The organism is Acidimicrobiia bacterium, assembly GCA_035948415.1.
Classification (GTDB): Bacteria; Actinomycetota; Acidimicrobiia; order IMCC26256; family PALSA-555; genus PALSA-555.
This window is the reverse complement of the sequence record DASZJD010000111.1, coordinates 48,304-67,217: the sequence shown is the minus strand read 5'-3', so window position 1 is coordinate 67,217 and position 18,914 is coordinate 48,304. Positions and strand designations below refer to the sequence as shown.

General features: G+C 72.7%; 22 protein-coding genes. 19 read left to right on the top strand and 3 right to left on the bottom strand.

The window, feature by feature from the left end:
* Positions 1-21: 21 nt before the first annotated feature.
* The 9 genes from VG869_15275 to VG869_15235 all read left to right on the top strand — a co-directional run bounded on the left by VG869_15275 (position 22) and on the right by VG869_15235 (position 8,871).
* Positions 22-717, top strand: a complete 696-nt coding sequence (locus tag VG869_15275) for a CoA pyrophosphatase (protein ID HEV3452547.1) — start codon at positions 22-24, stop codon at positions 715-717.
* A 130-nt stretch (positions 718-847) separates the two neighbouring features.
* Positions 848-2,014 (top strand): GuaB3 family IMP dehydrogenase-related protein, encoded by a 1,167-nt coding sequence (locus VG869_15270; protein ID HEV3452546.1) that lies wholly within the window; start codon positions 848-850, stop codon positions 2,012-2,014.
* 10 nt (positions 2,015-2,024) lie between these two features.
* Complete coding sequence (gene guaA, locus VG869_15265) at positions 2,025-3,566, top strand: glutamine-hydrolyzing GMP synthase (GenBank protein HEV3452545.1); 1,542 nt, start codon at positions 2,025-2,027, stop codon at positions 3,564-3,566.
* A gap of 4 nt (positions 3,567-3,570) precedes the next feature.
* Positions 3,571-4,596 carry a class I fructose-bisphosphate aldolase gene (locus tag VG869_15260; protein HEV3452544.1) on the top strand — a complete coding sequence of 342 codons (1,026 nt, stop codon included), beginning with the start codon at positions 3,571-3,573 and terminating at the stop codon, positions 4,594-4,596.
* Between the two features lie 71 nt (positions 4,597-4,667).
* On the top strand, positions 4,668-5,531 hold the full coding sequence (locus VG869_15255; protein ID HEV3452543.1) for an aminoglycoside adenylyltransferase domain-containing protein: 864 nt from the start codon (positions 4,668-4,670) through the stop codon (positions 5,529-5,531).
* A 54-nt stretch (positions 5,532-5,585) separates the two neighbouring features.
* Positions 5,586-5,759 (top strand): hypothetical protein, encoded by a 174-nt coding sequence (locus tag VG869_15250; protein HEV3452542.1) that lies wholly within the window; start codon positions 5,586-5,588, stop codon positions 5,757-5,759.
* Positions 5,760-5,768: 9 nt separating this feature from the next.
* The gene (dtd, locus tag VG869_15245; protein ID HEV3452541.1) at positions 5,769-6,206 is read left to right on the top strand and encodes a D-aminoacyl-tRNA deacylase; all 438 of its coding nucleotides are present in this window, start codon (positions 5,769-5,771) and stop codon (positions 6,204-6,206) included.
* Between the two features lie 69 nt (positions 6,207-6,275).
* The gene (locus tag VG869_15240) at positions 6,276-6,503 is read left to right on the top strand and encodes a hypothetical protein (protein HEV3452540.1); all 228 of its coding nucleotides are present in this window, start codon (positions 6,276-6,278) and stop codon (positions 6,501-6,503) included.
* A gap of 46 nt (positions 6,504-6,549) precedes the next feature.
* Positions 6,550-8,871, top strand: a complete 2,322-nt coding sequence (locus VG869_15235; protein ID HEV3452539.1) for a UvrD-helicase domain-containing protein — start codon at positions 6,550-6,552, stop codon at positions 8,869-8,871.
* Between the two features lies 1 nt (position 8,872).
* Here VG869_15235 and VG869_15230 read toward each other — a convergent pair whose 3' ends face one another.
* Entirely contained in the window at positions 8,873-9,337 is a 465-nt protein-coding gene (locus tag VG869_15230) for a hypothetical protein (protein HEV3452538.1), read from the bottom strand.
* Between the two features lie 89 nt (positions 9,338-9,426).
* Here VG869_15230 and VG869_15225 point away from each other — a divergent pair, with 89 nt between their 5' ends.
* The 4 genes from VG869_15225 (at position 9,427) to VG869_15210 (ending at position 12,314) form a co-directional block, all read left to right on the top strand.
* Positions 9,427-9,843 carry a cobalamin B12-binding domain-containing protein gene (locus VG869_15225; GenBank protein ID HEV3452537.1) on the top strand — a complete coding sequence of 139 codons (417 nt, stop codon included), beginning with the start codon at positions 9,427-9,429 and terminating at the stop codon, positions 9,841-9,843.
* Positions 9,844-9,876: 33 nt separating this feature from the next.
* Complete coding sequence (gene sucC / locus VG869_15220) at positions 9,877-11,025, top strand: ADP-forming succinate--CoA ligase subunit beta (protein HEV3452536.1); 1,149 nt, start codon at positions 9,877-9,879, stop codon at positions 11,023-11,025.
* A gap of 7 nt (positions 11,026-11,032) precedes the next feature.
* On the top strand, positions 11,033-11,917 hold the full coding sequence (gene sucD / locus VG869_15215; GenBank protein ID HEV3452535.1) for a succinate--CoA ligase subunit alpha: 885 nt from the start codon (positions 11,033-11,035) through the stop codon (positions 11,915-11,917).
* A gap of 172 nt (positions 11,918-12,089) precedes the next feature.
* Entirely contained in the window at positions 12,090-12,314 is a 225-nt protein-coding gene (locus VG869_15210) for a DUF4190 domain-containing protein (GenBank protein ID HEV3452534.1), read from the top strand.
* Positions 12,315-12,428: 114 nt separating this feature from the next.
* On the opposite strand, the gene VG869_15205 is transcribed toward VG869_15210, so the two are convergent.
* Positions 12,429-12,887, bottom strand: a complete 459-nt coding sequence (locus VG869_15205; protein ID HEV3452533.1) for a hypothetical protein — start codon at positions 12,885-12,887, stop codon at positions 12,429-12,431.
* A gap of 184 nt (positions 12,888-13,071) precedes the next feature.
* Positions 13,072-13,569 carry a hypothetical protein gene (locus VG869_15200; protein ID HEV3452532.1) on the bottom strand — a complete coding sequence of 166 codons (498 nt, stop codon included), beginning with the start codon at positions 13,567-13,569 and terminating at the stop codon, positions 13,072-13,074.
* Between the two features lie 108 nt (positions 13,570-13,677).
* On the opposite strand from VG869_15200, the gene purN reads away from it, so the two are divergent.
* From purN to VG869_15170, 6 genes are all read left to right on the top strand, one after another.
* Complete coding sequence (purN, locus tag VG869_15195; GenBank protein HEV3452531.1) at positions 13,678-14,241, top strand: phosphoribosylglycinamide formyltransferase; 564 nt, start codon at positions 13,678-13,680, stop codon at positions 14,239-14,241.
* Entirely contained in the window at positions 14,238-15,746 is a 1,509-nt protein-coding gene (gene purH, locus VG869_15190; GenBank protein HEV3452530.1) for a bifunctional phosphoribosylaminoimidazolecarboxamide formyltransferase/IMP cyclohydrolase, read from the top strand. The genes purN and purH overlap by 4 nt, the downstream gene beginning before the upstream one ends.
* Positions 15,746-16,606, top strand: a complete 861-nt coding sequence (locus VG869_15185; protein HEV3452529.1) for a tetrahydrofolate dehydrogenase/cyclohydrolase catalytic domain-containing protein — start codon at positions 15,746-15,748, stop codon at positions 16,604-16,606. The genes purH and VG869_15185 overlap by 1 nt, the downstream gene beginning before the upstream one ends.
* The gene (locus tag VG869_15180; protein HEV3452528.1) at positions 16,603-16,818 is read left to right on the top strand and encodes a hypothetical protein; all 216 of its coding nucleotides are present in this window, start codon (positions 16,603-16,605) and stop codon (positions 16,816-16,818) included. Before VG869_15185 ends, VG869_15180 begins: the two co-directional genes overlap by 4 nt.
* A gap of 24 nt (positions 16,819-16,842) precedes the next feature.
* The gene (gene icd / locus VG869_15175; protein HEV3452527.1) at positions 16,843-18,045 is read left to right on the top strand and encodes an NADP-dependent isocitrate dehydrogenase; all 1,203 of its coding nucleotides are present in this window, start codon (positions 16,843-16,845) and stop codon (positions 18,043-18,045) included.
* A gap of 78 nt (positions 18,046-18,123) precedes the next feature.
* On the top strand, positions 18,124-18,909 hold the full coding sequence (locus tag VG869_15170; GenBank protein HEV3452526.1) for a J domain-containing protein: 786 nt from the start codon (positions 18,124-18,126) through the stop codon (positions 18,907-18,909).
* Positions 18,910-18,914 lie beyond the last annotated feature (5 nt).

Sequence of the window (18,914 nt, the reverse complement as noted above, 5' to 3'; positions counted from 1 at the left end):
TGCGAGCCTACGCTGCGGCGCGTGGTGACGCGCGGGGGCCGACAGCGCATCCCGCGACCGCCGTCGGCGCGTCCCGGTCGTCCCTCGCCGTGGTCGCGGCTGCCGCCCGACCGTCGTCAGTTCACGCTGGCGGAGGTTCGGGCCGCCTGCGCCCGGCTGCCGGCTCCCCGGCGGCTGCCCGCTCCTCCCGGCGCTCGACCGGCGGCCGTGCTCGTCCCCTGCTTTCAGGCCGACGGCCCGGCCCGCTTGATCCTCACCAAGCGACCGGAGACCATGCCGTCCCACCGGGGCGAGATCGCGTTCCCGGGCGGCAAGCTGGAGGCCGAGCGCGACGGCAGCCCGCGCGACGCCGCACTCCGGGAGGCGAACGAGGAGATCGGGCTGGACCCGGGGATCGTCGAGGTCGTCGCCGAGCTCGACAGCATCACGACGGTCGCGTCGCGGTTCGTGCTCACGCCGTTCGTCGGGCTGCTCGCCGAGACCCCGCGGCTGGCGCCCGACCCGACCGAGGTGGTGCGCGTGTTCGACGTGTCGATCGCCGAGCTGCTCGACGACGGCGTCTACCGCGAGGAGCGCTGGGACGTGCCCCCCGACCTCGGTGTCACCCCGGGCCAGGACCGCCCCATCCACTTCTTCGAGCTCGCGGGGGAGACGGTGTGGGGCGCGACCGCCCGCATCCTCGCCGGCTTCCTCGCCCATCTCACCGCCGATCGCTGACGCCCGGGGCAGGCCGCCCACGGGCCCGCGGCCGGGCGGCGGCGCCGCACCCCGTCGCCGGGCCGGTCAGCGGGTCCTCAGAACCTGGGCGGTACGATCAGCGTTCCGGCGTCGAGGAGTGGGGAGCAGCGTGGAAGTCGAGATCGGAATCGGCAAGACCGGGCGACGGGCCTACGGATTCGACGAGATCGCGGTCGTGCCGAGTCGCCGGACCCGGGACCCCGAGGACATCGACATCTCGTGGGAGATCGACGCCTTCGCGTTCGAGCTCCCGCTCGTCGCCGCGGCGATGGACGGGGTGGTCTCGCCGCGGGTCGCGGTGGAGGTCGGGCGGCTCGGCGGGCTGGCCTGCCTGAACCTCGAGGGCCTCTGGACCCGCTACGAGGACCCCGAGCCGCTGTTCGAGGAGATCGCCGAGCTCCCGGCCGAGAAGGCGACGCGTCGCATGCAGGAGATCTACGCCGAGCCGATCGACGAGGCGCTGATCGGCGCCCGCATCCGCGAGATGAAGGCCGGTGGCGTCACGACGTGCGCGTCGCTGACGCCGCAGCGGGTCGAGCGCTACGCCAAGCACGTGCTCGACGCCGAGCTCGACCTCCTCGTCATCCAGGGGACGGTCGTGTCCGCCGAGCACGTGTCGAAGGACGGCGCCCGCCAGCCGCTCAACCTCAAGAAGTTCATCCGCGAGTTCGAGCTGCCCGTCGTCGTCGGCGGCTGCGCCTCCTACTCGACGGCGCTGCACCTCATGCGCACCGGTGCCGTCGGGGTGCTCGTCGGCGTCGGCCCCGGCCACGCCTGCACCACCCGGGGCGTCCTCGGCATCGGCGTTCCCCAGGCGACGGCCATCGCCGACGCCGCCGGCGCCCGCATCCGCCACCTCGACGAGACCGGCGTGTACGTGCACGTCATCGCCGACGGCGGCATGGGCACCGGCGGCGACGTCGCCAAGGCCATCGCCTGCGGTGCCGACGCGGTGATGCTGGGCTCGCCGCTCGCCCGCGCCTACGAGGCGCCCGGCCGCGGGTACCACTGGGGCATGGCGACGTTCCACCCGACGCTGCCGCGCGGGGCCCGCGTCTTCGCCGGGCGCAGCGCCTCCCTGGCCGAGATCCTCGTCGGCCCCGCCCACGAGAACGACGGCTCCCTGAACCTGTTCGGTGCCCTCCGCACCTCGATGGCGACCACCGGCTACGAGACCCTCAAGGAGTTCCAGAAGGCCGAGCTGATGGTCGCGCCCGCGGTGAAGACCGAGGGCAAGGTGCTCCAGCGGGAGCAGCACATCGGCATGGGGCGCTGAGTACGAGGCGTTGACGCTCGACCACGACACCGTCCTCGTCCTCGACTTCGGGGCCCAGTACGCGCAGCTCATCGCCCGGCGGGTCCGCGAGGCCCGCGTCTACTCCGAGATCGTGCCCCGCACCGCGTCGGTCAGCGACGTGCTGGCCCGACGGCCTCGCGGGATCATCTTCTCCGGCGGTCCGGCTTCGGTGCACGCCGACGGCGCGCCGACCATCGACCCGGCCATCTACCGCGCCGGTGTCCCCGTCCTCGGCATCTGCTACGGCGCCCAGCTGGTGGCCAGTCAGCTCGGGGGGGAGGTGCGCCGCACGGGCGGCGGCGAGTACGGGCGCACACCGCTGACCCGCACGCCGGCGGGCTCGCTGCTCTTCGCGGAGACGCCGACCGACCAGACGGTGTGGATGAGCCACGGCGACGCCATCGTCGCCGCGCCCGACGGCGCCACGATCACCGCGTGCTCGCCCGGCGCGCCCGTCGCCGCCTTCGAGGACCGCGAGCGGGCCCTCTACGGGCTGCAGTTCCACCCCGAGGTGGTGCACACCGACCGGGGAGGCGAGCTGCTCCGCGCCTTTCTCTTCGACGTGTGCGGCTGCCGCCCGACGTGGACGCACACGTCGATCATCGACGAGGGGGTCGCGGCGGTCCGGGCCCAGCTGGGCGACGCCCGCGTCGTGTGCGGCCTGTCCGGCGGCGTCGACTCGGCGGTGGCGGCGGCCCTCGTCCACAAGGCGGTCGGTGACCAGCTCACGTGCGTGTTCGTCGACACGGGGCTGCTGCGCCTCGGCGAGGCCGAGCAGGTCGAGGAGACGTTCCGGCGCCAGTTCCAGGTCGATCTCGTCCACGTCAAGGCCGCCGACCGGTTCCTCGGCGCCCTGGCCGGCGTCACCGAGCCGGAGCGCAAGCGCAAGATCATCGGGGAGACGTTCATCCGGGTCTTCGAGGAGGTGGCGTCGGACCTCGCCGACGCGCGGTTCCTCGTGCAGGGCACCCTCTACCCGGACATCGTCGAGTCGGGAGGCGCCGACAACGCCACGATCAAGTCGCACCACAACGTCGGGGGCCTGCCGGCCGACATGCGCTTCGAGCTCGTCGAGCCCCTCCGCAGCCTCTTCAAGGACGAGGTCCGCGCCGTCGGCGAGGAGCTGGGCCTCCCCGAGGAGATCGTCTGGCGCCAGCCCTTCCCCGGGCCGGGCCTGGCCGTCCGCATCATCGGCGAGGTGACGCCCGACCGCCTCGAGACGCTCCGTCGGGCCGACCACGTCGTCACCGAGGAGGTCCGCCGGGCCGGCCTGTATCGTGAGCTCTGGCAGAGCTTCGCGGTGCTGCCGGCCATCCGCACCGTGGGCGTGATGGGCGACGGCCGCACCTACGAGTACCCGGTTGTGGTGCGGGCGGTGACCTCGGAGGACGCGATGACGGCCGACTGGGCTCGACTGCCGCACGACGTGCTCGAGCGCATCGCGTCCAGGATCATCAACGAGGTCCCGGGCGTGAACCGCGTCGCCTACGACATCACCAGCAAGCCACCCGGCACGATCGAGTGGGAGTGACACGATGAACCTCGAGACCCTCGAATCGACGGCCCGGGCCCTCGTCGCCCCCGGCAAGGGGATCCTCGCCGCCGACGAGAGCACCGGCACGATCAAGAAGCGGTTCGACAAGATCGGCGTCGAGTCGACCGAGGACAACCGCCGGGCCTACCGGGACCTGCTCTTCACCGCCGACGGCATCGGCGACTCCATCAGCGGCGTGATCCTCTACGACGAGACGATCCGTCAGGCGTCGCTCGAGGGAGACGTGCCGTTCCCGAAGGTGCTCGAGAGCCAGGGGGTCATCCCCGGCATCAAGGTCGACACCGGCGCCAAGCCGCTGGCCCTGGCCGACCCCGGCGAGACCGTGACCGAGGGCCTCGACGGGCTGCGCGAGCGCCTCGCCGAGTACAAGGCCCTCGGGGCCCGGTTCGCGAAGTGGCGGGCGACCTACACCATCAGCGATTCGCTCCCGTCCCAGAACGCCATCGACGTGAACGCGGTCGGGCTCGCCCGGTACGCCGCCCTCTGCCAGGAGGCGGACATCGTCCCGATCGTCGAGCCCGAGGTGCTCATGGAGGGTGACCACACGATCGAGCGCTCCCGGGAGGTGACCGACGCCGTGCTCGAGGCCCTCTACCACGCGCTCTCCCAGCAGCGGATCCGGCTGCCCGGCACGCTGCTGAAGCCGAACATGGTGCTCTCGGGCTACGACGCGCCGCGGCAGGCCTCGATCGAGGAGGTGGCCGACCAGACGCTGTCCTGCTTCGCCGATCGGGTTCCGGCGTCGGTGCCGGGCGTCGTCTTCCTCTCCGGCGGCCAGAGCGACGAGGACGCCACCGCGCACCTCAACGCGATGAACCAGCGGGGACCGCACCCGTGGCAGCTGAGCTTCTCGTACGGGCGGGCCCTCCAGGCGGCCGCGCAGCAGGCCTGGGGCGGTGACCCCGGCAACCGTCGGGCCGCGCAAGCGGCCTTCCTGGCCCGGGCTCGCCTCAACAGCCTGGCCCGTTCGGGCCGGTACTCGAGCGACATGGAGCGGGCCGCCTAACCGGGCCGGGTCGACCGAGCCCCGGTCGCCCGCCGCGACCGCCGGCGCTGCGGACCGTGGAGCCTCGCTCCGTGCCCCCGGCCATCCGCCACCCGCATGCGCTCGGGCGGCGGCAGGCGTGGGCGACCGCGGACGACGACCTGCGATCGTTCGTGGGCGCCGTGGCGAGCGCGGCCGCGGCCGACCTGGACCCTGCGGTCTGCGTCGGCGCCTACCTGCACGGCTCGCTCGCGACCGGCTCGCTCTACCGGCCGAAGAGCGACGTCGACCTGCTGTTCGTCGTCGAGGACCGGCTGTCGCCGGCGCGTCGACGGGCGGTGGCGCTGACGCTCTGCGACTGGTCCGACGGCCGCCCCCAGGTGGGCGATCTGGAGGTGTCGGTCCTCCGACGTGCGCACACGCTGGGCTTCCGCGCGCCGCTCCCGTTCGAGGTGCACTACAGCGAGCGGTGGAAGCAGGCGGTCCGTGCTGACGCCGTGGACTTCGCCCGGGACCGGGGCGATCCCGACCTGGCCGTCCACTGCACCGCCGTGCGGGCCCGCGGGGTGCGCCTCCGCGGGGCCCCGATCGCCGACGTGTTCGGGCCCGTGCCCGTCGAGGCCACCCGGGCCGCGATCCTCGACGACCTGGCCTGGATCCTCACCGGCGACCACGTCCTGCGGAGCCCGTTCTACGGCGTCCTCAACTGCTGCCGCGTCCTGGCCCTCGACGCGTCGTACGGCTGGGACCACGTGCTGACGAAGGAGGAGGGCGGCGAGTGGGCGCTGGCCCGTCTCCCCGAGGCCCTCCGTCCCACGGTGGCACAGGCGCTGGCGTGCTACCGGTCGCCGGAGCCGGTCGCCGCCGACCGACGGCAGACCGACGGGCACGACTGGGACGCGCCGCCGCTGCTGGCCTTCCGCGACCACGTCCGCGGCGTGGTCGCCGGCTGGTGAACACCAGCTGAACGGCGTCGGGGCGGCCCGAGCCCGCCGGTAGCGTGGCCCGGCGTGGGCGGGTGCACGAAGGCCGAGATCGAGTGCCCGCGGGGACCGACGACGGGCCCACCGGCGGCGGTGGGCGCCGACCGACGGCGACGCCGCCGGATCGTGAGCTGGGGGCTGGAGCCGGCCACCGCGGCGAACCCGACGGACGTGCCGGTCGACGCCCGGTCGGCGCGCTGAGCCACCGCCGTGCGGGCGCTCGTCCAGCGGGTCGCCGAGGCCCGGGTGCGGGTGGGGGCCGAGGTCGTCGGGGCGATCGGGGCGGGCCTGTGCGTGCTCGTCGGCGTGACCCACGGTGACGACGAGGCCTCGGCCCGCCGGCTCGCCGACAAGGTGTGGCACCTGCGCGTGTTCCCGGACGGCGCCGCCCCGATGCAACGGTCGCTCGCCGACACGAGCCGGGCCGCGCTCGTCGTGAGCCAGTTCACGCTCTACGGCGACACCGACCGGGGGCGACGCCCCTCGTGGGCCGCGGCGGCGCCGCCGGCGGTCGCCGAGCCGCTCGTCGACGGCTTCGCCGCCGCGCTGCGCGCCTTGGGGGCAACCGTCGCCACCGGCCGCTTCGGCGCCCACATGGCCGTCGAGCTCGTGAACGACGGCCCGGTCACCCTCCTGCTCGAGGTCTGACCGGCCTCTTCACGATCCCCTGGCCGGCGGCTCAGGCTTCCCTCAGGTCGCGCGGGGCACGATCACCGCGTGCCCGTCGTCGACAGCCAGGAGCGGCTGAGCACCGCGCACGACACGTGGGTCGTGGACCGCGGCCGATGTCGGTTCCGCCGCGTCCCGCGCGACGCCGACCCGGAGGACCCGCGTCTGCCGGTGGTGTGGGTTCCGTTCCACGGTGCCTGGCGCGACCCTCGCACGGGCGCGCTGACGCTGGTCCTCGACCCCTCCGGCACCCGGCTGCTGCGAATCAGCCCGTGACGCGTCGTACCGGCGCGCGTCGGCGCGCCGGTACGATGGTTCGGTCATGCCCGACTCCGCCGCGCCGGTCGTGCCGACAGGCGCCTCGGAGCTCGACTCGCTGCTGGCGGGCCTGAACCCGGTCCAACGCGAAGCTGCGACCGCGCCGGACGGCCCGCTGCTCGTCGTCGCCGGCGCCGGTTCCGGGAAGACCCGAGTGCTCACGCACCGGGTCGCCTACCTCATCGCCACCCGACGGGTGTCGCCGTTCGGGCTGCTCGCCATCACCTTCACGAACAAGGCCGCGGGGGAGATGAAGGAGCGGGTCGCGAACCTCGTCGGGCCGGTGGCGCACCGCATGTGGGTCTCGACCTTCCACTCGGCCTGTGCCCGCATCCTCCGCCGCGAGGCGGCCCGGGTCGGGCTGCGCTCCTCGTTCAGCATCTACGACCAGGCCGACGCGGTGCGGCTCGCCGAGTACGTGCGCCGCGATCTCAACCTCGACCCCAAACGGTTCCCGCCCCGGCAGCTGCACGCCCGGATCTCGGCGTTCAAGAACGACCTGGTCACGCCGGACGAGGTCCTCGAGTCCGCCGTCACGCCGGCGGAGCGCCGGTACGGCGAGGTCTACCGGGAGTACCAGCGTCGGCTCCTCGAGGCGTCGGCGGTCGACTTCGACGACCTACTCCTCCTCGCGGTCCGGCTGTTCCGGGAGCACCCGGACGCGCTAGCCCGGTGGCGCCACCGGTTCGCGCACGTGCTCGTCGACGAGTTCCAGGACACGAACCTCGCCCAGTGGGAGCTCGTGCGCTTGCTTTCCGCCGAGCACCGCAACGTGATGGTGGTCGGAGACGCCGACCAGGCCGTCTACGCCTTCCGCGGCGCCGACTACCGGAACCTGCTCCGCTTCGAGGAGGAGTTCCCGGACGCCACCGTGATCGTGCTCGAGCAGAACTACCGGTCGACGCAGGCCATCCTCGACGCCGCCAACGCGGTCATCGCCCACAACGCGGCGCGTCGCCCCAAGCACCTGTGGACGGAGCAGGTCGGCGGCGAGCTGCTCACCCAGTACCAGGCCGAGGACGAGCACGACGAGGCCGCCTTCTGCGTGCAGGAGGCGATGCGCCTGGTCGAGGCCGAGGGGTGTCGCTTCAGCGACATCGCCGTCTTCTACCGCACGAACGCGCAGAGCCGCGTCCTCGAGGAGTCGCTCGTGCGCAGCGGCGTGCCGTACCGGGTCTACGGCGGGGTCAAGTTCTACGACCGACGGGAGGTGAAGGACGCGCTGGCGTTCCTGCGGGCGCTGGTCAACCCGGACGACGAGGTGTCGTGGAAGCGGATCGTGAACGTGCCGAAGCGAGGCGTTGGCGACACCTCGGTCGGCAAGGTCGACGCGTTCGCCCGCGCCGCCGGGCTGACGTTCCGCGACGCGCTCGGGGAGGCCGCCGCCGCCGGCGTCACCGGGAAGGCGCTCGGCGGCATCCAGGACCTGCTCGAGCTCATGGCCCTGTTCGAGCGCACGGCGGCCAGCGGCGTGGCCCGCACCGTGGAGGCCATCCTCGAGCACTCGGGCTACCTGGCCGAGCTCGAGGCGGAGCGCTCGATCGAGGCCCAGGGCCGCACCGAGAACCTCGGTGAGCTCATCGGGGTGTGCCGCGAGTTCGACGAGGCCCTCGACGCCGGGGACCTCACCGGGCTGCCCGGAATCGCGGGCGTGGGCACCGCCGGCGACGACGGCGCGCCCGCCGCGGCGCCGGGCGGCGTGGCGCGCCTGGCCGCGTTCCTCGAGGCGGTGTCGCTCGTGACCGACCTCGACGCCGCCGAGGGTGAGGGCGAGGACCACAGCGCCGTGACGCTGATGACCCTGCACGCGGCGAAGGGGCTCGAGTTCCCGGTCGTGTTCATCACCGGGCTCGAGGACGGCGTCTTCCCGCACCTGCGGAGCCTCGGCGAGCCCGAGGCCCTGGAGGAGGAGCGACGGCTCTGCTACGTCGGCATCACACGCGCCCGCGAGCGTCTCTACCTCTGCCACGCGTGGCGACGCACCCTGTACGGCGCCACCGACTATTACTCGGCCAGTCGGTTCCTCAGCGAGATCCCGGAGGAGCTGGTCCACGCCGTGGGCCTCGAGCGGCCGCGGGGCAGCGGTCCCGAGGCCCACCGTGACGCCGTCGTCGACGCGGCGTTGCGCGCCGGCGCCGACCGGCCGGGGGCCCAGGAGCTCGGCATCCGGGTGGGTGACGACGTCGTGCACGACACCTTCGGCGAGGGCGTCGTGCTCGACGTCGAGGGTCGCGGCGACGCCGCCGAGGCCGTCGTTCGGTTCCGCGACGCGGGCGAGAAGCGGCTCCTGCTGGCGTGGGCGCCGCTCCGCCGCGGCAGCGCCTGAGTCACGCCGGCAGCGGGGCCGGCGCGGGTTCGACGTGCCGGAAGTCCACGATCACCCCGCCCGCCTCGGCGCCCAGCTGCGGCAGGCTCAGCTGGTACCGGTCGAGCTCGCGGCTCGACAGTCGGCGGCCTCGACAGTCGATGTAGGCGTGCTGGAACGGCTTCCACGCCACCGTGCACGAGCCCGCCCCGGGCCGACGGGCCACGAGCGGGACGAGCCGGTTGTCCTCGAGCGCCAGCCAGATCCCGGTCCCGCCGAAGGGATGCGCGAAGTAGAGGGGCTGGTGGTCCTTCACGATCCGACTCCGGAGATCGCGCTCGAGCCCGATGTAGACCGGTCCCGGCTTCGGCGCCGCCTGCCCGCCGCCGGTCGCGAAGAACAGCGCCGCCGCGAAGACGGCTCCGGCGAGCACCACGAGGGCGCCGGTGAGGAGCAGCAGCCGCCGATCGGACCGTGCGGGGGGCACGTGCCTTTGGTACCCGTCGCTGCTGGCCCGGTCCAGTCGGGCCTGCGTACGCTGGCGCCCTCTTCGACGGGCTGGACCCTGAGGTGCGCATGCAGCGGCGCTATCGCGTCATCATCGCCAAGCCGGGCCTCGACGGCCACGACCGTGGGGCCAAGGTGATCGCGCGCGCGCTGCGAGACGCCGGCTTCGAGGTCATCTACACCGGCTTGTTCCAGACGCCCGAGCAGGTCGCCGAGACCTGCCTCCAGGAGGACGCCGACGCCGTCGGGCTGTCCGTCCTTTCCGGCGCCCACCTCACGCTCTTCTCCCGCGTCGTGGCCCTCCTCAAGGAGCGCGGCCGCGGCGACGTCCTCGTCTTCGGCGGGGGGATCATCCCCGCCGAGGACCTCCCCGTCCTGGAGGCCGCGGGCGTCGCCCGGCTGTTCACCCCCGGGGCGCCGCTCGGCGAGATCACCGCATGGCTCGAGCAGGCGCTCGATGCCCGCGAGTCCGCGGTGGCGGGCTGAGGCCGCCGCCGCGCCCCACGACCAGGAGTCGCAGTGGACCTGTTCGAGTATCAAGGCAAGCAGCTCTTCGCGAGCTACGACATCCCGGTCTCACCCGGGGCGGCCGCGGTGACGGTCGACGAGGCCGTCGCCGCCGCCGACCGCATCGGGTACCCGGTCGTGGTGAAGGCCCAGGTGCACGTGGGGGGACGAGGCAAGGCGGGGGGCATCAAGCTCGCCGCCGACGCCGACGAGTGCCGCGTCCACGCCGCGAGCATCCTGGGCATGGACATCAAGGGCCACCGCGTGGGCTTGGTCTGGATCGAACGGGCCAGTGACATCGCCCGTGAGTACTACGCCTCGCTGACGATCGACCGTTCGGCCAAGCAGCACCTCGGGCTGCTCTCGGCGCAAGGCGGGGTGGAGATCGAGGAGGTCGCGGCGACGAGCCCCGACGCCATCGCCCGCATCCGCGTCGACCCGGTCGATGGCCTCACCCCCGGCCAGTGCGAGGAATGGGTGAGCGCCGCCGGGCTCGCCACCGAGGCCCGAGCTGCGACCACCCAGATCCTCCTCAAGCTCTGGCGCTGTTACGAGGAGGGCGACGCCGAGCTCGTCGAGGTGAACCCGTTGATCCTCACCACCGACGGCGAGGTGCGCGCGCTCGACGCCAAGGTCACCCTCGACGCCAATTCCATCTTTCGCCACCCCGACTACGAGCAGTACGAGCAGACCCAGCCCCGGGACGCCCGTGAGCAGGAGGCCTTCGGCAAGGGCCTCCAGTACGTGGGCCTCGACGGCGACGTGGGCGTGATCGCCAACGGCGCCGGGCTCGCCATGAGCACCGTCGACGTCGTGAACGAGGTCGGCGGCAACCCCGCCAACTTCCTCGACATCGGGGGCGGCGCGAACGCCGACGTGATGGCCGGCGCGCTCGAGGTGATCAACCACGACCCGAACGTGCGAGCCATCTTCATCAACATCTTCGGTGGCATCACCAAAGGGGAGGAGGTGGCGACCGGCATCGTCCAGGCCCTCGGCCGCGTCGCGATCGAGTCGCCGATCGTGATCCGCCTCGACGGCACGAACGCCGAGGAGGGACGGGCGATCCTCGAGCCGCACCGCTCCGACCGCCTCCGACTGGAGCCGACGATGCTCGACGCTGCCCGCGTCGCGGTGGCGATGGCGCGCGATCGGCGGTGAGCGACGCATGAGCATCTTCGTCGACGCGACCACGAAGGTCGTGTACCAGGGCCTCACCGGATCTCAGGGCCGCTTCTACGGGCTCCTGAACCGCGACTACGGCACCCAGGTGGTGGCGGGCACGAACCCGAAGAAGGCGGGGACCGACGTGGCCGGGATCCCGATCTTCGCCACCGTGGCCGAGGCCGTGAAAGAGACTGGCGCCGACGCCTCGTGCGTCTTCATCCCTGCGCCGGGCGTGCGGGACGCGGTGCTTGACGCGGCCGAGGGCGGCGTGGAGTTCATCGTCGTGATCACCGAAGGCGTCCCGATGCACGACGAGGCCTGGTTCTTCAACGCGCTGCGCCGCGACCATCCGAACGTGCGCCTGCTCGGCCCGAACTGCCCCGGCATCATCAGCCCCGGCCGGTGCAACATCGGGATTACGGCCGGGCACATCGCCCAGGCCGGTGGTCCGGTCGGCATCGTGAGCCGGTCTGGAACCCTCACCTACCAGGCCCTCTACGAGCTGAAGCAGCAGGGCATCGGCGTCACCACCTGTGTCGGGATCGGCGGCGACCCGGTTCCGGGAACCAGCTTCATCGACTGCCTCCAGGCCTTCGAGGCCGACCCGGAGACGCGGGCGGTGATGATGATCGGCGAGATCGGCGGCTCGGCCGAGGAAGAGGCCGCCGAGTACATCAAGACGGAGATGACCAAGCCCGTCGTCGCCTACATCGCCGGCGTCACCGCGCCGCCCGGCAAGAAGATGGGGCATGCGGGCGCGATCGTCTCCGGCGGCAAAGGCACCGCGCAGGCCAAGATGGACGCGCTGCGCGACGCCGGGGCCCGCGTCGGGCTCAACCCGACCTCGACGGGCGCCCTCATGGTCGAGGTGGTCGCCGACCTCTGACCCGCGTTGAGGCCGGCCCGGTCGGCGGACGCGCCACCGGCGGATTGCCCGCGTAGGCTTCGACGCCGTGACGTCGGCCCCGGTGCCACCCCCTCCTCCTCCACCACCACCGCCGGCGGGATGGTCGCCCGCGTCCCCGCCCGCGGCGAGGCGAACCACGAACGGGCTCGCGGTGGCGGCCCTGGTGCTCGGGATCGCGGTTCTCTGCACCGGGATCATCGGGGGCATCCTGGCCGTGATCTTCGGGAACCTCGCACTCGCGCGCATCGACGAGTCGAACGGCGGCCAGAAGGGCCGGGGCTTGGCGATCACCGGGATCGTGCTCGGCTGGATCGCGATCGGTCTGACCGCGATCGCAGCCGCGGCGTGGCTCGGCTACGGGATCAGCAACCTCTAGCTCGGGCGAGGGCCCGCCGGCGTTCGGTGCGTCGCCCAGCGGTCGCGGAGAAACGCCCTACTGCCGAGCGGCCAAGCCGAAGAGAGCGACCATCTCGTCGAGGTCTGTTGCCGGTCAGGCTTTGGACGTCGCCCGCTCGTTCGTAATCAGGACGGCACCGATGAAGCATGCGACCGAGCCGAGCAGCATGAAGATCAACCCGATACCGATGTCATAGCCACCCTTCTTCACCGCTAGGAAGGCGAGTGAGTCAACGACGGCGAAGAACCCGAGCGCGAGATGGATCTGCGGCCAGGTGAAGCCGCCAATGCCGGGACCAAGGTCGACGCTCAGCAGATTGACGAGCACGACCTGCAGGCCCATGACCACAGTGAGGAAGACGATGAGAGTTGCAATCGGAAGGAGTCCGTCGCCCCATGCGCTGATTCCGCCACCGAACGTGCCCCGAGACGTCGAGAATGACGGGGCGCTGTAGAAGTCGAAAAACGAGAATACGAAGGTGATGAGCGCCCCCGCCCCGATGAGGATCTCACCCGGCGTGAGCTTCAGGTTGACCTGGCTGCCGTCGGCCATGCGATCCCCTCTAATCGATCTCCACCGTTGCGGTGACGCCACGAGGTGCGTGACGCCAACGGCATCGGTGCGGTCGGGTCATCACGTTGTCCAGTGCACCGCCGCCCGCGGCGCCGACGCACCCGAAGCAGCACAACACGGTGAAAGGTCGATTGCAAGCATTGACGAGCCCGCGGCTCTCGGATCAACGACCTCGCAGGACGAGGTAACCGCCGCCGGCGAGCCCCGCGGTCGCGACGAGGCCCGCGTAGGCACCGGGGCTGCGCGTCTTCACGAAGGAGATGTGCACGCCGCCGAGGTTCGCCGAGCTCGGAAGGCCGAACGCGGCCAGGTCGACGTGCGGTCCCGCGAGCAGCTGGCCGATGACCAGGACGAGCGCCAGCAGGCCGAGTCCCGCGAGGATCCGTCCGGTGACCGCGGAACGCGGAGGCTCGAGGCCGACGAGCCGCAACGCGACGTAGCCCAGCATCAGCACGCCGATGAGAACGGCGAGGAAGGTGGCGGGGTGGGCCCAGGCGTTGTCGCTGAAGCGGTAGGCGCTGCTCGGAAGGGACTGCGACCGCCCGTGGATGGTGAGCGTCGTGATTCGTGCGCCGACCCAGTCGAGGAAGGACACGCCGAAGAGGGCGACGCCGCTGACGCCGATGAGCTGCTCGCCCGGGCTGAGCTGCCGCACGTCCACGGTGATGGTCCCTCCCGCCGCCCGTGGTCGGGGCCGCGCCCAGCCGGGGGCCGGGTCTGCGACGCTAGCCCGCGTCGGTGCGGGTCGGCCCTCGGCTACCTTCGACTCGTGCAACGGCTGGGAGTGCTCGCGTCGGGGAGCGGGACGATTCTGCAGGCCATCCTCGACGCGGGCCTGCCGGTCGGGGTGGTGGTCGTCGACCGGACGTGCGCGGCCACCGACCGGGCGGCGGCGGCGGGCGTGCCGGTCGAGCTCGTCGAGCGCACGTCGTTCGGGCCTGACTTCGATCGGATCAGCTACACGCACCGGGTCGTCGACGCGCTGAAGCGTCACGAGGTCGACCTGGTCGCGATGGCCGGGTTCGGCACCATCCTCGGCGAGCCGGTCCACGACGCCTACCCCCGGCGGATCGTCAACACCCACCCGGCGCTGCTACCGGCGTTCAAGGGCTGGCACGCGGTCGAAGACGCGATGGGCGCGGGGGTCAAGGTCACGGGGTGGACGGCCCACCTCGCCACGCTCGAGGTGGACGACGGCCCGATCCTGGCCCAGGAGCCGGTGCCCGTCCTCGACGACGACACCGTCGAGACGCTGCACGAGCGGATCAAGCAGGTCGAGCGGCGCCGCTATCCCGAAGTCCTGCGGGCTCTCCTCGAGGACGAGCGGTCGTGAGCCCGCGTGCGCTCGTCTCGGTCTTCGACCGGGCCGGCCTGGTCGAGTTCGCCCGCGGCCTGCACGAGCTCGGCTTCGAGCTCGTGGCGTCGGGCGGGACCGCCGCCGCGCTCACCGAGGCCGGCCTGCCCGTCACCACGGTCGAGGCGCTGACGGGCGCGCCCGAGATGCTCGACGGCCGGGTCAAGACGCTGCACCCGCGGGTCCACGCCGGCCTGCTCGCCGACCTCGGCAACCCCGGCCACCGAGCCGACCTCGAGCGTCACGGGATCGCGCCGTTCGACCTCGTCGTCAGCAACCTGTACCCGTTCGCGGCTCGCCCGGGGATCGAGACCATCGACGTGGGGGGCCCGACCATGGTCCGGGCCGCGGCCAAGAACCACGCCTGGGTCGGGGTCGTGACGAGCCCGGCCCAGTACGGCGACGTGCTGGCCGAGCTCCGCGCGAACGACGGCGCGCTGTCCTCGGACACCCGCCGACGACTCGCGCGCGAGGCCTTCGCCCACACCGCCGCGTACGACGCCGCGATCGTCGGCTGGCTCGAGGGCGACGAGCTGCTGCCTCCGCATCTGGTCCTCCCACTCGAGCGGACCGACGAGGCGTTGCGGTACGGCGAGAACCCGCACCAGCGGGCGGCGCGGTACCGACTCGTCGGGACGACGTCGTGGTGGGACGCGGTGGAGCAGCACAGCGGTCTGGCGCTCTCGTACCTCAACTTCTACGACACCGACGCCGCCTGGCGTCTCGTGCACGACCTCGGCTCGCGTCCCGCCTGCGCCATCATCAAGCACGCGAACCCGTGCGGGGTCGCCGTCGCGGACGACCTGCGCACCGCCTACGCCCGCGCGCTCGCCTGCGACGAGCAGTCGGCCTTCGGCGGCGTTGTCGCGCTGAACCGACCGCTCGACGCCGCCACCGCGGCGCCGATGGTGGCCGGCCCGCAGGCCGACGTCGTCGTCGCCCCCGGCTACGCCGCCGGGACCGTCGACGCGTTGATGGCCAAGCGCAAGAACACCCGCGTCCTTGAGGCGCCCCCGCCCGAGCCCCAGCGCCGCGACGTGCGGCAGATCTCCGGTGGCTTCTTGGTGCAGGAGCCGCATCGCTTCGTTGCCGGTCGGGACGACTGGCGGGTGGTGACGAAGGTGGCGCCCACCGACGAGCAGTGGAAGGACGCCGAGCTGGCGTGGCGCGTGTGCGGCCACGTGAAGTCGAACGCCATCGTGCTCGTGCGGGACGGGCAGGCGGTCGGGATCGGCGCCGGCCAGCAGAAGCGGGTCGACGCCGCCGAGATCGCGGCGCGCAAGGCCGCCGGCCGGGCCGCCGGGGGCGCCTCCGCCAGCGACGCCTTCTACCCCTTCCCGGACGGGATCGAGGCCGCCGCCGCGGCCGGCGTGGCGGTGGTGGTCCAGCCGGGCGGGGCGATGCGCGACGACGACCTCATCGAGCGCGCCGACGAGCTCGGCCTGGCGATGGTGCTGACCGGCGAACGCCACTTCCTCCACTGATGACGGCGCGGCTCCTCCCCGGCGCCCCGGTGGCGGACGCGGTCTTCGCCGACCTCGAGCCGCGGATCAAGGCCCTGACGGCGGCGGGGCACCAGCCCGGTCTGGCGACGATCCTCGTCGGCAACGAGTCCGCCAGCGCCGGGTACATCCGCCAGAAGCAGGAGAAGGCGGCCGAGCTCGGCATGGGTTCGCCGCACGCGCACCTGCCCGAGGACACCACACAAGCCGACCTGGTGGCGGCGATCCGCCGGTTCAACGACGACCCCGCTGTCGACGCCATGCTGGTGCAGCACCCCACGCCGGTCCAGATCGACTACGAGGCCGCGCTGCTCGAGATGGACCCCGACAAGGACGTCGACGGCCTCCACCCGGTGAACATGGGTCGGCTGGCCATGTCGCTGCCCGGGCCGATCCCGTGCACCCCGGCCGGCATCGAGGCGCTCCTCGCGCACCACGACGTGCCGGTCGCCGGGCGCGAGGTCTGCATCCTCGGCCGGGGGACCACGCTCGGCCGGCCGCTGGCGTTGCTGCTCTCGCAGAAGCGCCCGACGGCCAACGCCGCGGTGACGGTCGTGCACACGGGCGTCCCGGACTGGCCGCGCTACACCCAGCGGGCCGAGATCGTGGTGGCGGCGGCCGGCGTGCCCGGCATCCTCCAGCCCCAGCACATCTCGCCGGGGGTGGTCGTGATCGGCGGTGGGGTGCGTTACGAGGGCCGGCGGCTCCTGCCCGACGTCGACGAGCGCTGCGCGGAGGTGGCGGGCGCGATCACTCCCCGAGTCGGCGGCGTCGGGCCCACCACGATCGCCATGCTGTTCCGCAACGCGGTCGAGGCGGCCGAACGGAGAGCGTCGCGTTGAGCGCCCCGTCCGTCCGAGCTGCGGGGGGAACCTGCCCGCTCTGCGGCGTCACCTTCACGGCCGAGGCGCGGCGCTGCCCGGCGTGCGGATGGTCGCTCGCGGGGATCGACGGCCGCCCCGGTCCGTACTCGGCCCGCGCGCTGTGGTGGACTGGCGCCGGGTTCGTCGCCGTGTATCTCATCACGCTGGCGATCGTCGCGCTCACGCACTGAGGCGCAGCAGGCCGGAGGACGCCGATGCCCGAGAACATCAAGATGGTCGACGGCGCCCTCACGGTGCCCGACGAGCCCGTCATCCCCTTCATCGAGGGCGACGGGACCGGCGTCGACATCTGGCCCGCGGCGCAGCGGGTCCTCGACGCGGCCGTCGCGAACGCGTACGCGGGCCGGCGGGCGATCGCCTGGCGGGAGGTCCTCGCGGGCGAGAAGGCGAACCGCCAGACCGGCAGCTGGCTGCCGGACGAGACGGTCGCCGCGTTCCGGGAGCACCTGATCGGGATCAAGGGCCCCTTGACGACGCCGGTCGGCGGCGGGATCCGGTCGCTGAACGTCGCCCTCCGCCAGGTGCTCGACCTGTACGTGTGCCTCCGCCCAATTCGCTGGTACCCGGGCGTGCCGTCGCCGGTGAAGCGCCCCGACCTCGTCGACATGGTGATCTTCCGCGAGAACACCGAGGACATCTACGCCGGCCTCGAGGTCGAGGCCGGCACGCCGGACGCCCACACGCTGATCGGGTTGCTGGAGCGCGAGTTCGGGTGGCGGATCCGCGAGGATTCCGGGATCGGCATCAAGCCGGTATCGGAGACCGGCTCGAAGCGCCTCATCCGGGCCGCGATCCAGTACGCGTTGGCTCGGAACCGCAAGAGCGTCACGCTCGTGCACAAGGGCAACATCCAGAAGTACACCGAGGGCGCGTTCCGCAACTGGGGCTACGAGCTCACCCGCGAGGAGTTCGCGGGCGTCGCCGTCGGCTGGGATGACTGCCACGGCGAGCCCGGCGACAAGGTCCTCGTGAAGGACAACATCGCCGACATCACGCTGCAGCAGGTGCTCACCCGGCCCGAGGACTTCGACGTGATCGCGACCACGAACCTGAACGGCGACTACCTCTCCGACGCCCTCGCCGCCCAGGTCGGCGGCATCGGGATCGCCCCCGGGGGCAACATCAACTACGTCACCGGCCACGGGGTCTTCGAGGCGACCCACGGGACCGCGCCGAAGTACGCGGGCCAGGACAAGGTCAACCCCTCGTCGCTGCTGCTGTCGGGCGTGATGATGCTCGAGCACCTCGGGTGGCAGGAGCCCGCCGACCTGATCACGAAGGCGTTCGAAGCCACGGTCGCCGACAAGATCGTGACCTACGACTTCGCCCGCCTCATGGAGGGCGCCCACGAGGTCAAGACCTCGTCCTTCGCGGAGGCCGTCATCGATCACATGTAGGAGCGCGGGGCCGGTTTGGCCGCGCCGGGATCATCCGGCACGCTGGGAAGCAGCGAACACGGTGGTCGGGAGGGTCACGTGCTGCTCGCCGAGTTGAACGTCCGTCACTCGCGGCGGCACATGCCGACCCGCCGGGTCGCCCTCGGTGACGCCTACCTGCCCCTCAGCGGCCCCGGCTGGGGCGCGGTCCTGCTCGGCGCCGTGGTCGCCGAGCACCTCGACGATCTCGACGAGGAGCAGCGCGACCTGCTCCCGCGGCTGGTCCACGACGCTGCCGACGGAATGGCGGTGCCCCGAATCGCGCTCCGCTACCGGCTGCAGACCGACACCCACGGCCTCGACCGGTCCCGCCACCGAATCGTGAGCGAGGCGCGGCTCGGCAGCGCGCCCGCCGTCGTGCTCGAGCTCGACCGTCACGGCTCTGGGGTCCCGCAGCTGCTCGGCGCGGTGATGGCGGCCGCGTCCCTGCCGAGCTCAGCCCGGCGAACCGCCCTTCGGGCCATCGAGGCGGCCGTCGCCCATCCGGTGCTGCCGTCGGGGCTGGTCGTGCGCCGCCTGTACGAGGGGGTGCCGGGGCTGCAGCCCTTCGCCCCGCACGCCAACGGCGACCGCAAGGACGACAGGTGGCGGGGGGTCCCGGCCGAGCGTCGATGGGCGATGGAGGTGCTGGGGCTCGGAGCGGACATGACCGTCGAGCGTCCCGACGTGCAGGCGCGCTTCCGGCGCCTCGTCCGGCTCGCGCACCCGGACCACGGCGCGGCGCGCGTCGGGGCGGCGGAGCGCCTGGCCGAGCTCAGCGAGGCGCGCGAGCTGCTCCTGGCCCACGCGGACTCGGCCGCACCGTCGGCGGGACGCGGGGCGTAGCAGGT

Excerpts from the sequence above, each read along its gene's own strand:
- VG869_15260 (HEV3452544.1), top strand. The coding sequence starts at position 3,571 with ATGAACCTCGAGACCCTCGAATCGACGGCCCGGGCCCTCGTCGCCCCC.
- VG869_15235 (HEV3452539.1), top strand. The coding sequence starts at position 6,550 with ATGCCCGACTCCGCCGCGCCGGTCGTGCCGACAGGCGCCTCGGAGCTC.
- VG869_15225 (HEV3452537.1), top strand. The coding sequence starts at position 9,427 with ATGCAGCGGCGCTATCGCGTCATCATCGCCAAGCCGGGCCTCGACGGC.
- sucD (HEV3452535.1), top strand. The coding sequence starts at position 11,033 with ATGAGCATCTTCGTCGACGCGACCACGAAGGTCGTGTACCAGGGCCTC.
- VG869_15205 (HEV3452533.1), bottom strand. The coding sequence starts at position 12,887 with ATGGCCGACGGCAGCCAGGTCAACCTGAAGCTCACGCCGGGTGAGATC.
- VG869_15185 (HEV3452529.1), top strand. The coding sequence starts at position 15,746 with ATGACGGCGCGGCTCCTCCCCGGCGCCCCGGTGGCGGACGCGGTCTTC.
- icd (HEV3452527.1), top strand. The coding sequence starts at position 16,843 with ATGCCCGAGAACATCAAGATGGTCGACGGCGCCCTCACGGTGCCCGAC.